The organism is Streptomyces sp. NPDC001070, assembly GCF_053598835.1.
Genome location: NZ_JBSFLB010000027.1, coordinates 53,775 through 67,583 on the forward strand (window position 1 = coordinate 53,775; position 13,809 = coordinate 67,583).

At 72.6% G+C, this 13,809-nt stretch carries 11 protein-coding genes; 5 read left to right on the forward strand and 6 right to left on the reverse strand.

Annotated features, from left to right (window positions below; genetic code table 11):
* Positions 1–13: 13 nt before the first annotated feature.
* The 3 genes from ACWDAS_RS29410 to ACWDAS_RS29420 form a co-directional block, all read right to left on the reverse strand.
* Positions 14–919 carry a carbohydrate ABC transporter permease gene (locus ACWDAS_RS29410; protein WP_450396974.1) on the reverse strand — a complete coding sequence of 302 codons (906 nt, stop codon included), beginning with the start codon at positions 917–919 and terminating at the stop codon, positions 14–16.
* The gene (locus tag ACWDAS_RS29415; RefSeq protein ID WP_450396977.1) at positions 919–1,842 is read right to left on the reverse strand and encodes a carbohydrate ABC transporter permease; all 924 of its coding nucleotides are present in this window, start codon (positions 1,840–1,842) and stop codon (positions 919–921) included. Before ACWDAS_RS29415 ends, ACWDAS_RS29410 begins: the two co-directional genes overlap by 1 nt.
* A 103-nt stretch (positions 1,843–1,945) precedes the next feature.
* Positions 1,946–3,265: an ABC transporter substrate-binding protein gene (locus tag ACWDAS_RS29420; RefSeq protein ID WP_450396979.1), complete on the reverse strand. Its 1,320-nt coding sequence runs from the start codon at positions 3,263–3,265 to the stop codon at positions 1,946–1,948.
* A 157-nt stretch (positions 3,266–3,422) separates the two neighbouring features.
* Between ACWDAS_RS29420 and ACWDAS_RS29425 the strand changes: the two genes are divergently transcribed.
* Complete coding sequence (locus ACWDAS_RS29425; protein ID WP_450396981.1) at positions 3,423–5,420, forward strand: beta-galactosidase; 1,998 nt, start codon at positions 3,423–3,425, stop codon at positions 5,418–5,420.
* A gap of 9 nt (positions 5,421–5,429) precedes the next feature.
* Here the strand turns inward: ACWDAS_RS29425 and ACWDAS_RS29430 are convergent, their stop codons facing one another.
* Positions 5,430–6,197 carry an IclR family transcriptional regulator gene (locus ACWDAS_RS29430; protein ID WP_450396983.1) on the reverse strand — a complete coding sequence of 256 codons (768 nt, stop codon included), beginning with the start codon at positions 6,195–6,197 and terminating at the stop codon, positions 5,430–5,432.
* 112 nt (positions 6,198–6,309) lie between these two features.
* On the opposite strand from ACWDAS_RS29430, the gene ACWDAS_RS29435 reads away from it, so the two are divergent.
* On the forward strand, positions 6,310–7,830 hold the full coding sequence (locus ACWDAS_RS29435; RefSeq protein ID WP_450396986.1) for an aldehyde dehydrogenase (NADP(+)): 1,521 nt from the start codon (positions 6,310–6,312) through the stop codon (positions 7,828–7,830).
* A gap of 375 nt (positions 7,831–8,205) precedes the next feature.
* On the opposite strand, the gene thpD is transcribed toward ACWDAS_RS29435, so the two are convergent.
* Positions 8,206–8,916 carry an ectoine hydroxylase gene (gene thpD / locus ACWDAS_RS29440; protein ID WP_450396988.1) on the reverse strand — a complete coding sequence of 237 codons (711 nt, stop codon included), beginning with the start codon at positions 8,914–8,916 and terminating at the stop codon, positions 8,206–8,208.
* Positions 8,917–9,022: 106 nt separating this feature from the next.
* Entirely contained in the window at positions 9,023–10,120 is a 1,098-nt protein-coding gene (locus ACWDAS_RS29445) for a pyridoxal-phosphate-dependent aminotransferase family protein (protein ID WP_450396991.1), read from the reverse strand.
* 69 nt (positions 10,121–10,189) lie between these two features.
* On the opposite strand from ACWDAS_RS29445, the gene ACWDAS_RS29450 reads away from it, so the two are divergent.
* The 3 genes from ACWDAS_RS29450 (at position 10,190) to ACWDAS_RS29460 (ending at position 13,806) form a co-directional block, all read left to right on the forward strand.
* Complete coding sequence (locus tag ACWDAS_RS29450) at positions 10,190–11,290, forward strand: amidohydrolase family protein (RefSeq protein ID WP_450396994.1); 1,101 nt, start codon at positions 10,190–10,192, stop codon at positions 11,288–11,290.
* Between the two features lie 168 nt (positions 11,291–11,458).
* On the forward strand, positions 11,459–12,559 hold the full coding sequence (locus tag ACWDAS_RS29455) for a Hint domain-containing protein (protein WP_450396997.1): 1,101 nt from the start codon (positions 11,459–11,461) through the stop codon (positions 12,557–12,559).
* A gap of 212 nt (positions 12,560–12,771) precedes the next feature.
* Positions 12,772–13,806 (forward strand): SCO1860 family LAETG-anchored protein, encoded by a 1,035-nt coding sequence (locus ACWDAS_RS29460; RefSeq protein ID WP_450397179.1) that lies wholly within the window; start codon positions 12,772–12,774, stop codon positions 13,804–13,806.
* Positions 13,807–13,809 lie beyond the last annotated feature (3 nt).

Here is a 13,809-nt window from a genome sequence, read left to right on the forward strand (position 1 = left end):
CTCCGGGGGCTGGTCAGGACTTTACGGCCCCGGACAGCAGATCCAGGCTCCAGAACCTCTGGATGACCAGGAACAGCGCGATCAGCGGCATTATCGCCAGCATCGCACCGGTGATCACCAGGGTGTAGAGGGCGGGCGCCGAGGCGCCCTGCTGGAGCAGGGTGTAGAGGCCCAGGGTGACCGGGAACTTCTCGTCGTCACCGAGCATGATGAACGGCAGCAGGAAGTTGTTCCAGATCGCCACGAACTGGAAGAGGAAGACCGTCACCAGTCCCGGCACCATCACCGGCAGCGCGATCGTCCGGAAGATCCGCCACTCCCGCGCCCCGTCCACCCGCGCCGCCTCCACCACCTCGTCCGGCACGGCGGCGGACGCGTAGATCCGCGCCAGGTAGATCCCGTACGGCGCCAGGACGCTCGGCAGCAGCACCGACAGGTAGCTGTCGGCGAGACCCGCCTCGGCCATCAGCAGGTACTGCGGGATCGCCAGGATGACCGGCGGCATCAGCACCCCCGTCAGCAGGACGTTGAAGATCGCCTCGCGCCCCCGGAAGCGGTACTTCGCCAGCGCGTAACCGCTCACCGCGGACACCGCCGTGGACAGCAGCGCGCCGAGGCCCGCGTAGAGGAGGGAGTTGAGCATCCACCGCCAGTAGACGCCGTCGCGGTACGCCGACAGCTGCGAGACGTTGTCCGCCAGGCCGGTGCCGGGCAGGAAGGTGAACGTCGAGAACAGCTCGCGGCTGCTCTTCGTCGACGCCACCAGCACCCATGCCACCGGCAGCAGGCAGTACGCCGCGCCGAGCAGCAGGACGACGGTCGGGACGAGACCGATCCGGCGGCGGCGCCGCGGCGCGGTGGCGGTGGCCGCCGCACGGGCGCCGGTCCGGCGGGTGAGGGGGGTTGCCGTGACGCTCATCAGGACGCTCCCTGCCGGGTACGGGAGTTGGCCGCCCGCAGGAAGCCGAAGGACAGGAGGAGGGTGGCGACGGCGATGACGACGGACGTCGCGGCCGCCGAGTGGATGTCGCCGCGCACGAAGGCGTCCTGGTAGACCTTCATCAGCGGGCTCCAGGTCGTGGAGATCGAGTTCGTCATCCCCTTGAGGGTCATCGGCTCACCGAAGACCTGGAAGGTCGCGATCATCGAGAAGAAGAAGGTCAGCACGAGCGCCGGCGCCACCGTGGGGATTTTGATCCGCAGCGCGATCTGCAGCTCCGAGCAGCCGTCGATCCGCGCGGCCTCGTAGATCTCGGTGGGCACCGCCCGCAGCGACGTGTAGATCACGATCATGTTGAAGCCCGTGCCGCCCCACACGGCGATGTTCGCCAGCGCGCCGAACAGGGCGCCGCCGGTGAGCAGGTCGGGCTGGGACAGGCCCAGCGTGCCCAGCGCGGAGTGGATCGGGCTGAGCGAGGGCAGGTAGAGGAAGCCCCACAGCAGCGCGGCGACCACCCCGGGCACCGCGTACGGCAGGAAGATCGCCAACCGCGAGAAGCCGCGCAGCCGAGTGCGCTCGGCGTCCAGCATCAGGGCGAACAGCAGGGCGAGGCCCAGCATCACCGGCACCACGATCGCGCCGTAGCCGAGGATGCGGGCGGCACCGTGCAGCAACTCGGTGTCGGACAGGACCGAGGTGTAGTTGGACAGCCCCGCCCAAGCCTCACCGCGGGCGTTGCGGCCCAGCCCCAGGCCCTTGACCTCGATCTTGCGGAAGCTGAGATAGACGGCGTAACCGATGGGGAGCGCGAAGGTGAGGGCGAACAGGACGACGGCGGGGACGAGGAATCCGTAGGGAGCGAGGCGCTGGGTGCGCCGGGCGGCGGGCGGGGTGGGCGGCATGAGGGGCTCGTTTCGGACGGGGGGTGGATGGGCGGAGACCAGGGGCGCGTGGTGCCCCTGGTCTCCCGGAGGGACTGCTCCGCGCGGAGGGGCTGCCTGCGCCCTACTCCGAGACCGAGAAGCCCTGCTTCCTCATGTCGGCGACCGTCGTCGACTGCACCGTGCCCAGCGCCGCGCCGAAGCCCGCCTTGTCCTGCGCCGCCTTGCCGAAGGCGTCCTTGAAGGCGCTGTAGGCCACGTTCACGTTCGGTCCCCACGCCCCCGGCGCCGTGGTCTTCGCGATCTCCGCGGCCTTGGTGTAGAAGTCCGGCTGGTTCGCGAAGAACTCCGGGGCCTGCGCGAGCGCGTCCCCGGTCTGCGCGGCCGTCGCTGCCGGGTAGATACCGCCGTTCTTCACCAGGGCCGTCACGGCCTCCGGGTCGGTGTTGAGCCAGGTCGCGAACTTCACCGCCGCGTCCTTGTGCTGGGAGTCGTTGCTGATGCCGGTCGTGGAGCCGCCCCAGCTGCCCGTGAGGTTGTCACCCGCGTTCCACTGCGGCAGCGGCGCCATGGCCCACTTGCCCTTGGTGTCGGGGGCGGCCGTCGTCAGCACACCCGGTGCCCACACGGCGCTGACCCAGGCGATCTGGGTGCCGGTGTTGAGTGCCTTGTTCCAGGCGGGGGTGTACATCGGCTGGTTGTCGATGACGCCCTCCTTGACCAGACCGCCCCAGAAGTCGGCGACCTTCGTGGAGGCGGCGTCGTCGATGGCGACGTCCCACGTGTCCCCGCTGGTGGTCCACCACTTCGCGCCGGCCTGCTGCGACAGGCCCGCGAACAGGCCGGGGTCGGTCGCCGAGAAGGTGGTCAGGGACTTCTCGGCGTCCTTCTTCTTCAGGGCGCGGGCGGTCGCGGCGAACTCGTCCCAGGTCGTCGGCACGCTCAGGCCGTACTTCTTGAACAGGTCCTGGCGGTAGTAGAACATCAGCGGCCCGGTGTCCTGCGGGATCGCGTACACCGCGTCGGAGCCGAGGGTCACCTGCTGCCACACGCCGTCGGCGAAGTCCTTCTTCGCGCCGCCCGCCTGCTTCGATATGTCGGCCAGGACGTCGTTGCTGACCAGGGTGGGGAGGGCCTGGAACTCGGCCTGCACCAGGTCGGGCGCCTTGTGCGCCTTCGCGGCGGTGATGATCTTGGTGACGAGGTCGTCGCCGGACGCCTGCTTCTTCACCGTGACCGTGATCCCGGCCTCCTTGCCCGGGCCGGCGTTCCAGATGTCCGCGACCTTGTCGAGACCTGGTGCCCAGGCCCAGTACGTGAGGCTGACCGGGCCGGACTCGGCTTTGTCTTCGGCGGTTCCGCCGCCGTCCGACGAACCGCAGCCGGCCAGCAGCGTGGTGCAGAGCGCGGCCGCGGCGAATGCGGCGACAAAGCGCTTGTTCATGGGTTCCTCCCCTGACGAGGGTGCGCGGGGGCGCTGTGAGCGTTCACAGTAGAGAAACATCTACGACACTTGTCAATGCTTGTGGCCGTGCGGTTACCTAGGCCGAGCCGCCTCATAGGCAGCTGTGCACGTTCCCAGAAATGACCCAGGAGATCCCATGGCGCGCCTCGCCTACGGCGGCGACTACAACCCCGAGCAGTGGCCTGAGGAGGTCTGGCACGAGGACGTCCGGCTGATGCGCGAGGCCGGCGTCACCATGGTCAGCGTCGGCATCTTCGCCTGGTCGAGACTGGAGCCCGAGCCCGGCCGGTACGACTTCGGCTGGCTCGACCGGCTGCTGGACCTGCTCCACGAGCACGGCATCCGCGCCGACCTCGGCACCCCCACGGTCGTGCCGCCCGCCTGGTTCTACGCCGCCCACCCCGAGGCGCTCCCCGTGAACCGCGAGGGCGCCCGGTACGGCTTCGGCTCGCGCGGCGCCATCTGCCACAGCTCGGCCGCATACCGCGAGGCCGCCGCCCGGATCACCGAGCGCCTGGCCGAGCGCTACGGACGGCATCCCGCCGTCGCCATGTGGCACGTCCACAACGAGTACGGAGTCCCCGTCGGCGCCTGCTACTGCGAGGCCTCCGCCGCCGAATTCCGGCAGTGGCTGCGGGCCCGCTACGGCACCCTCGACGCGCTCAACACCGCCTGGGGCACCGCCTTCTGGGGCCAGACGTACGGCGACTGGACGCACATCGACGCCCCGCGCCTCACCCCCACCGTCGCCAACCCGGCGCAGCAGCTGGACTACGCGCGCTTCACCGACGAGACGATCCGCGGAAACTTCACCGCCGAGCGCGACATCCTGCACCGCCTGTCACCCGGCGTCCCGGTCACCACCAACTTCATGACCGCGCTGAGCCAGTGCGACTCCATGGACTACTGGGCCTGGGGCCGCGAGGTCGACCTCGTCACCAACGACCACTACCTGATCACCGACGGCCGCCGCACCCACGTCAACCTGGCCATGGCAGCCGACCTCACCCGCTCCGTCGCCGGCGGCGCCCCCTGGCTGCTGCTGGAGCACTCCACCAGCGGCGTCAACTGGCAGCGCCGCAACCCCGCCAAGGCCCCCGGCCAGATGGCGCGCAACAGCCTCGCCCATGTGGCCCGCGGCTCGGAGGGCGCCCTGTTCTTCCAGTGGCGGCAGTCCCGATACGGCGCCGAGAAGTTCCACTCCGCGATGCTGCCGCACGCCGGCACCGACAGTCGCGTCTGGCGCGAGGTCGTCCGGCTGGGCGCGGACATCGCGGCCCTCGCCGAGGTCGCCGGCACCCGGACCGTCGCCGACGCGGCCGTGCTGTGGGACTGGCAGTCCTGGTGGGCGCAGAAGCTGGAATGGCGGCCGAGCCAGGACCACGACGCGCGCGAACGCGCCGACAGCTTCTACGAGGCCCTCTTCGACCGGCACCTGACCGTCGACTTCGCCCGTCCCGAAGGCGACTTGTCGGCTTATCCCCTTGTCGTCGTCCCCGCGCTCTATCTCACCACCGAGGCCGCGGGCCGGAATCTGCGCGCGTACGTCGAGGGCGGCGGCACGCTGCTGGTCTCCTACTTCTCCGGCGTCGTCGACGAGCACGACACCGTCCACCCGGGCCCCGTGCCGGGCGCCCTGCGGGACGTGCTCGGGCTGACGGTCGAGGAGTTCGCGCCCCTGCTCGACGGCGAGCGGGTCCGCCTGGAGGGCCCCGGCGGTCCCGCGCTCACCGGCGACCTGTGGACGGAGGTCGTCGTGCCGCGCGGCGCCGAGCCGGTGTGGACGTACGCCGACGGCCCCGCCGCCGGCCGCCCCGCCGTCACCCGGCACGCGCTGGGCGAGGGCACGGCCTGGTACGTCTCGACCCGGCTCGGCCCCGCGGAACTCGGCGCGGTCCTGGCCGCCGCCGCGGAGGACGCGGGCCTGCCCGAACGGGCCGAACTGCCCCGCGACGTCGAGGTCGTCCGCCGGGCCGGCGAGCACGGCACCTACGTCTTCGTGATCAACCACACCGAGGCAGAGGTGAAGGTGCCCCTTGACGCGCCGGGCACGGAACTGCTCACCGGTGAGCGGGTGATCGGCCGGCTCAGCGTGCCGCCGGGCACGGTCCGGGTGCTCCGGGAGGAGTCCTGACCGGGGCGGTCAGAGGCGGCGCGTGGCCAGGGTGAGGCGGTCGCGCGCGTCGAAGAGGGCGTCCTTGATCAGTTGCTCGTGCGCCGGGGTCAGCCGGGCCACCGGCACCGAGCAGCTGATCGCGTCGCGGGCGGGCGTCCGGTAGGGGATCGCGACGCCGAAGCAGCGCAGGCCGAGGGTGTTCTCCTCGCGGTCCACGGCGTAGCCCTGCTCGCGGATCTGGTGCAGTTCGGTGATCAGCTTCTCGCGGTCGGTGTGCGTGTGCTCGGTCAGCGGTTCGAGCGTCTCGGGCAGCAGCTTGCGGACCTGCTCGTCGGTGTACGTGGCGAGCAGCGCCTTGCCGAGCGAGGTGGAGTGGGCCGGCAGGCGGCGCCCGACCCGGGTGAACGGCCGCAGGTAGTGCGAGGACTGGCGGGTCGCCAGGTAGACCACGCTCGTACCGTCGAGACGGGCCAGGTGGATGGTCTCGCTCGTGTCGTCCGAGAGCCGGTCCAGGGTCGGCCGGGCGGCGGCGACCACCTCGTCGCCGTCGATGTACGAGGTGCCGACCAACAGGGCGCGCACCCCGATGCCGTAGCGGGTGCCGGTCGCGTCGGTCTCGATCCAGCCGAGCTCCACGAGCGTGCGCAGCAGCATGTAAAGGCTGGACTTGGGGTAGCCGACGGCCTCCTGCACGGCGGCGAGGCTGTGCATGCCGGGCTGGCCGGCGAAGAACTCCAGCAGCTCCACCGTCCGCACCGCGGATTTGACCTGCGCGCCGCCCTCACCTGCAGCCATCTGGAGTGGACCCCTCTTGTTCGGCCGGGACCCGCACAAGTAGGCTCCCGAACAGATTCACAGTTGCGGATGCTGTTCAGTATATCGAACGAAAGGCCTGGAGGTACCCGCGGTGGCCGTACCAGTGTGGAGCGTCGATCCCCGAACCGGGAAGCAGCGGGAGCAGGTCGCCGTCGAAGCCACCGCCGAGGAGGTCGACGCCGTCGTCCGCGCCGCCGCCGCGGCCTTCCCGGCGCTGGCCGACCGCGAGGTCCGGGCCCGGCTGCTGCGCACCGCGGCCGACTTCCTGGAGGAGGCCGGCCCTCGCATCCTGGAGGCCGCCGACGCGGAGACCGCCCTCGGGCCCGCCCGGCTCACCGGCGAACTCGGCCGCACCGCCTACCAGTTGCGTGCCTTCGCCGAGATCGTCGAGGAGGGCGCCTTCCTCGACGTCATCATCGACCACGCTGACCCGGCGCTCGCCCCGCCCCGGCCCGACCTGCGGCGCTACAAGATCCCGCTCGGCGTCGTGGCCGTCTACTCCGCCAGCAACTTCCCGCTCGCCTTCTCCGTCCCCGGCGGCGACACCGCGAGCGCGCTGGCCGCCGGCTGCCCGGTCGTCGTCAAGGCCCACCCCGACCATCCGGCGACGAGCGAACTGTGCGCGGACGCGCTGCGGCGGGCCGCCGTCGAGGTGGGCCTCCCGGCCGACGTCGTGTCGGTGGTCCACGGCTTCCAGGCCGGCATCGACCTCATCAAGCACCCGCTGGTGTCCGCCGCCGGGTTCACCGGCTCGGTACGGGGCGGGCGCGCCCTCTTCGACGCGGCCGCGGCACGACCGGTGCCGATCCCGTTCCACGGCGAACTCGGCAGCCTCAACCCGGTGGTGATCACGGAGGCCGCGGCGGAGGAGCGCGCCGAGCAGATCGGCGCGGGACTGGCCGGGTCCATGACGCTCGGCGTCGGGCAGTTCTGCGTGAAGCCCGGCCTGGTGCTTGCCCCCGCGGGCGAGGCCGGCGACCGGCTCCTCAAGTCCCTGGCCGCGTCGGTGGCCGACGTCGCCCCCGGCACGCTCCTCGACGCCCGTATGCGGGACAACTTCATCGCGGGCGTACGGGAGCTCACGGCGCTGCCAGAGGTGGAGGCGCCGGTCGAGCCCGGCGACGGCGGCGAGCACCTGGTGCGGGCCGGCTTCGTCTCCGTCCCGGCGGCCCGGCTTTCCGAGGGCGGCGAGCACGACGGACTGCTGGAGGAGCACTTCGGGCCGGTGACGGTCGTCGCGCGCTACACCAGCGCGGAGGAACTCGAGGGCGTGCTCGCACGGCTCCCCGGGAACCTCACGGCCACGGCGCATCTCGGCGAGGCCGAGGCGTCCGGGCCCGGTGCGGAACTGCTCGGCCGCCTCACCCCGCTGGCGGGGCGCGTCGTGGTGAACGGCTGGCCCACCGGCGTCGCCGTCGCCCCGGCCATGCACCACGGCGGCCCGTACCCGGCCACGACCTCGACGTCCACGTCGGTCGGCGGCACGGCGATCGAGCGGTGGCTGCGGCCCGTCGTCTACCAGGACGCGCCGCAGGCGCTGCTGCCGGCGGAGTTGCGGGACGAGAACCCGTTGGGGCTGCCGCGGCGGTATGACGGGCGTCGCGAGGCCTGACCTCGCGTGCGGGTCGTTTGTGGTTGCGGCTGTGGGGGGTCGGGGTTGCCCGGCGCGTTCAGTTGCCGCGTGTGCGCCGCGTGCGTGGTGGTCCGGGGTCGGGGCCTTTGGGGCCGGCCATTCTGGACCGCATATTCACGTGCATGCCGGCACGACCTCGATCTGTCCCGGATGCCGCACACACATATGCGTCAGCGTCCAGAACGCCCACCCTCCCCCGGCCTTCGGCCGGGGGAGTACCCCGGCGCGGCACCGTCCCCGGACGAACAGAGCGCAGCCCCGCACTGACCGCGCCGGGCAACCCCACCCCCGACAGGAACCACGGCCGCGCCGCGCACAAGGGGGCGGCGCGGCCGTGCCACCGGGCACAAAGCGTCAGCGCACCGGCGTGAAGTCGCGCGCCCCGATGAACTCCGGGCGGCGGACGGGCGCCGCGAAGGGTTCGACCGCCGCGTTCTCCACGCTGTTGAAGACGATGAAGACGTTGCTGCGCGGATACGGGGTGATGTTGTCCCCCGAGCCGTGCATGCAGTTGCAGTCGAACCACACCGCGGACCCGGGCGGTCCGGTGAAGAGCCGGATCCCGTGCCGGCCCGCCAGTTCCGTGAGCGCCGCGTCGGAGGGCGTGCCCGCGTCCTGCATCTGCAGGGACTTCTTGTAGTTGTCCTCCGGGGTGGCGCCCGCGCAGCCGAGGAACGTGCGGTGCGAGCCCGGCATGATCATCAGGCCGCCGTTGGTGTCGTGGTTCTCGGTGAGCGCGATCGAGACGGACACCGCGCGCATGCGGGGCAACCCGTCCTCGGCGTGCCAGGTCTCGAAGTCCGAGTGCCAGTAGAAGCCGGAGGCGCCGAAGCCCGGCTTGACGTTGATCCGGCTCTGGTGGACGTACACGTCCGAGCCGAGGATCTGGCGGGCCCGGCCCACGACCCGCGGGTCGCGGACCAGTTCGGCGAAGACCGGGCTGATCTTGTGCACTTCGAAGACCGAGCGGATGTCCTGGGACTTCGGCTCCACGATGGACCGCTCGTCGGCGCGCACCGCCGGGTCGGCGCACAGCCGGTCCAGCTCGGCGCGGTAGCGGGCCACTTTGGGGCGCCGGGCCGCGGACGGCACTTCCCCAGGCGGCCGCCGGGCCGTCCACAGGGCCCGGCGGCGGCCGCTCCGGCCTGCCCGGGCCGTGGAAGGAGCGCGGTCAGGCGGTCCAGGCGGTCCAGGCGGCCCCGGCGGCCGCCACGGCCGGCTCCGGGTCCGCCGCCAGCGCGGTGCCCAGGGCCCGCAGCGTGCGGGCGACCACGTCCGGATCGGCGTCCCGGCCGTAGTGGTTGACCCGGACCATCTCCTTGGCCAGCGCCCCGCCGCCCGCGACCAGCGGCAGCCCCGGCTCCAGCGCCAGGGCGTGGGCGACCAGTTCGTCGGCGGCGACGCCGTCCAGGGTGCGCAGGGTCGTGGCGACCGGCGCGGCGTCCTGATCCCGGTACACGTACGGCTCCACGGCGGCGGCCAGCGCCGCCGCACCGGCCCGGGTCGCCGCGGCGGCGGCGCGGTGCCGGGCGATCACCGCGTCGAGGCCGGCCTCCTCGATCCGCTCCAGGCCGGCCTCCAGCGCCAGCATCTCCAGCTGCGCCGGCGCGTGCGGCAGCGCCCTGCGGCCGGTGTCGATCCAGCGCTCCTTCCAGTCCAGCAGCGACAGGTACGAGCGGCGCGGTGCCGCCGGGTTGTCCGCGAGGCGCCGCCACGCTCGCTCGCTCACCGACACCGCCGACACCCCGGCGGGCCCGCCCATCGCCTTCTGGGCGCCGATCACGCACAGGTCCACGCCCCACGCGTCCACCAGCAGCGGCTCGGCGGCCACCGAGGCCACCGCGTCCACCATGAACAGCGCGCCGTGCGCCCTGACGACCTCGCCGATCTCCGCGACCGGGTTGGTGTTGCCGGTGGCGGCCTCCGCGTGCACCAGCGACACGAAGTCGATCTCCGGGCGGGCGGACAGCGCCCGCGCCACGTCCTGCGCGGTCACGGCGGCGTGGAAGGGGACGTCCAGGTCCACCACGGTCGCGCCCGCGTCCCGCAGCCAGTTGCCGAAGGTCTGGCCGTACGGACCGGTCACCACGTTGAGCGCCGTCGAGCCCGGTCGCGCCCCGCCGCGGATGCAGCCCTCCAGCGGCAGCAGTGCCTCGCCCTGCGTGATCACGACGTCCTGCGCGGTGTGCAGCAGCGCGGCCACTCTCCGCTCGATCGCGGCGAAACGTTCGGCGGTCAGCGGGGGCAGGTCGAGCAGGGGATGGGACACGGTGGCGGTGCTTCCTTCGTCGAGGGGGTGTACGGCCCGAGGGTACCCACCGGCTCGTAGAGTGCTGACATGGCTGATCGCGAGGCGTCGCAGGCGCTGCACATCAAGGGCCGCATCCTGGCCGGGCCGGACGACCTCCGGGACGAGCTGTGGGTGATCGGCGGCCGTGTGACCTACGAGCGCCCCGCCGGCGTCCGCGACCTCACCACCGTCGAGGGCTGGGTCCTGCCCGGCCTGGTCGACGCCCACTGCCACGTCGGCCTGGACCATCACGGCCCCGTCGACGCCGGCACCTCCGAGAAGCAGGCGCTCACCGACCGCGACGCCGGCACCCTGCTGCTGCGCGACGCCGGTTCGCCCTCCGACACCCGGTGGATCGACGACCGCGAGGACCTGCCGCGGATCATCCGGGCCGGCCGGCACATCGCCCGCACCCGCCGCTACATCCGCAACTACGCCTGGGAGATCGAGCCCGAGGACCTGGTCGCGTACGTGCGCCAGGAGGCCCGGCGCGGCGACGGCTGGGTGAAGCTGGTCGGCGACTGGATCGACCGCGACGCCGGCGACCTCACCGCCTGCTGGCCGCGCGGCGCCGTCGAGGCCGCCATCGCCGCCGCCCACGAGGAGGGCGCCCGCGTCACCGCGCACTGCTTCGCCGAGGACTCCCTGCGGGACCTGGTCGAGGCCGGCATCGACTGCGTCGAGCACGCCACCGGCCTGACCGAGGACACCATCCCGCTCTTCGCCGAGCACCAGGTGGCCATCGTCCCCACCCTGGTCAACATCGCGACCTTCCCCGAGCTCGCGGACGGCGGCCAGGCCAAGTTCCCGCGCTGGTCCGACCACATGCGCAGGCTCCACGCGCGCCGCTACGACACCGTCCGCGCCGCGTACGACGCCGGAATCCGGATCTTCGCCGGCACCGACGCAGGCGGCTCCCTCGCCCACGGACTCGTCGCCGGCGAGGTCGCCGAGCTCGTCACCGCGGGCCTGCCCGCCCTCGACGCGCTCTCCGCCGCCACCTGGGCCGCCCGCGAGTGGCTCGGCCGCGACGGCCTCACCGAGGGCGCCTCGGCCGATCTCGTCGTCTACGAGTCCGATCCCCGCGCCGACGTCCGCGTCCTGACCGCGCCCCGGCGCATCGTGCTGCGCGGTCGCGTGGTGGGGTGACCCGGCGGACGCGGCGGGGCCACGGTAGCGAAGCACCGCGGCCGGTGCGCCCGTAATGATCCCGTCACGCCGATTCGGGTGATTCTGTACGGGAAAGGCAGGTCCGTCCCCTTACGTCGTGCTGCGATCGGTCGTACCGGCCGACACCGCAACGGGACGGGGAGCACGATGACCAGGCAGGGACCGCAGAAGTACCCGGGGGCCTCGCGAAGGTACTGGTACCAGGACGACTACGGCGGGGACGCGATGGAGGTCAACGCCGTCGTGCTGCACACCACCGAGGGCAGGAGCGTGCCGTCGTACGGGGGCGGGAGCAGCGCGCCCAATCTGACGGCGAAACCGGACTTCGAGGACGAGAGGCTCGTCTGGTACCAGCACTTCGACATCGACGTCTCCTCGCGCGCCCTGGTCAACCGGCCCGGCGGGGTGGAGACCAACACCCTCAACGTGTGCCAGGTGGAGCTGGTCGGCACCTGCGACCCCGAGCGGCACGAGGACTGGGGGCCCGCCAACCGGCACGTCTACTGGCCCAAGGCCCCGCAGTGGGCACTGCGCGAACTCGCCGAGTTCCTGGCCTGGATGCACACGGAGCACGGCGTGCCGCTGAAGGGGCCGAAGCTGTGGCCGCCCTATCCGCGCTCGTACGGGAGCGCCGGCGGGCAGCGGATGACCGGGCGGGAGTGGAACGCCTTCCGCGGGATCTGCGGCCACGAGCACGTGCCGGAGAACTGCGTGCACCCGGACACTCCCGTGCTCCGCGCCGACCTGAGCTGGGCGCGGGCGGCCGACCTGGCCGTCGGCGACGAGATCGCGTGCTTCGACGAGGAGGGCGGGCAGGCGGAGCGGGGCGAACGCCGGCTGCGCCGCGGGGTGGTGACCCGCAACGACCCGGCGTGCAAGGACGCGTACCGGGTGACCACCGGGCGCGGCGAGGTGGTGGCGACCGCCGACCATCCGTGGCTGGTGCGGCTGCCGCACGGCGACGGGTGGGTGACCAGCCGTGAACTCACCCCGTTCAAGCACCGGATCGTGGCCCTCGGCGAGGGCGCGGCCACCGCTCCGGGCGCCTGGGAGGGGGCGGCGGTCACCGACGCGACCGGCGAGGCGGAGGTGCTCGCGGTCGAGCACGTGGGGGAGCGGCCGATCGCGTCGCTGTCGACCTCGGCCCGCACCTATGTGGCCCACGGCCTGCTGTGCCACAACTCCCACGGGGACCCGGGCGCACTCGACTTCGCCAAACTGCTCGAATACGCACGATCGCAGGTGTGACACACGGGAACGCGTGTGCCGCGGGTTTCGAATATGGGGGCGAAAACCACCCTTTGGAGTGAACTGGGCCCAGGCGGGTGCCGGTTCACTCCCCGTACGTAAATCATTACGGGGTCGACGTCGCCCGGCGAGCGCGCTGTCCCCTTCAGCGGCGCTGTGGCGACTCCATGACCATTTGGGGGTTTTCCACTTTGTCCAGCTCTCCCTTCAGCATGCCCGCGCGCCGTCCCGCCGCCGCGCTGGGCGCCGCCGTCGCGCTGGCGGCGGGCGCCCTCGCGCTGGGGCCCGCGGCCCCGGCCGCCGCGACCGGGGGGACCCACGGCTCGTCCGGCAAGGCCGGTGCGGTCGTCCTGCGGACCGGCCTGGAGGTCTCACTGCTCCGCAAGTCCGTCGACGTGCCGCTGAATCTCACGCTCAACGAGGTCCACGCGCCGGGGAGCGCCGACGAGACCGCGCTCACCGCCACCCTCGACGGGGTCGACCGGGGCAAACCGTTCAGCGTCCTGCGCGCCGACGTCGCCACCGCCCGGGCCACCGCCGACCGCCGCAAGGCGGAGGGCTACGCCAACCTCGTCCACGCGCGGGTCAACCTCCCCGGACTCCCGTTCCTCGGGCTCATCAAGGCCGACACGATCACCTCGCACGCGACCTGCGAGGCCGGCCGCAAGCCGGTCGCCGACGTCGAGATGCCCGGCCATGTCTCCGTGCTCGGCAAGCGGGTGGACGTATCGGCCGGCGGCCCGACCGTGGTGAAGGTGCCCGGCGTGGGCGAGGTCCGCCTCGACCTCGCCAAGAAGGCCGTCACCTCGCGCACCGCCGCCGCCACCGCCCTCGAACTGTCCGTCGAGGTCAACCCGCTCAAGCTCAACGTCGCGGAGGTGAAGGGCACCGTCACCCTCGTCGAGGCCACCTGCGAGACTCCGCGCCGCGGGCACGGCTCCGGCGGCCACCACGACGGCGGCGGCAAGGGCGACGACTCCGGCAGCGGGGAGCAGCCGCAGACCGGCGGCGAGTCCGAGCAGCCGTCGGAGTCGGCGGAGCCCGCGCAGTCGGCCGAGCCCTCGGAGTCCGCGCGGGCCGAGCAGTCCCCGCAGGCCGCGCCCGCGGCCGCCGGTGACCTCGCCGAGACCGGCAGCAGCTCCATGACCCCGTATCTCGCCGGTGGTTCGGTGCTGCTGTTCGCCGCCGGATTCCTCGTGATCCGCAAGACCCGCCGCAAGCCGGCGGCCGAGAGCGCCCGGGACTGACGG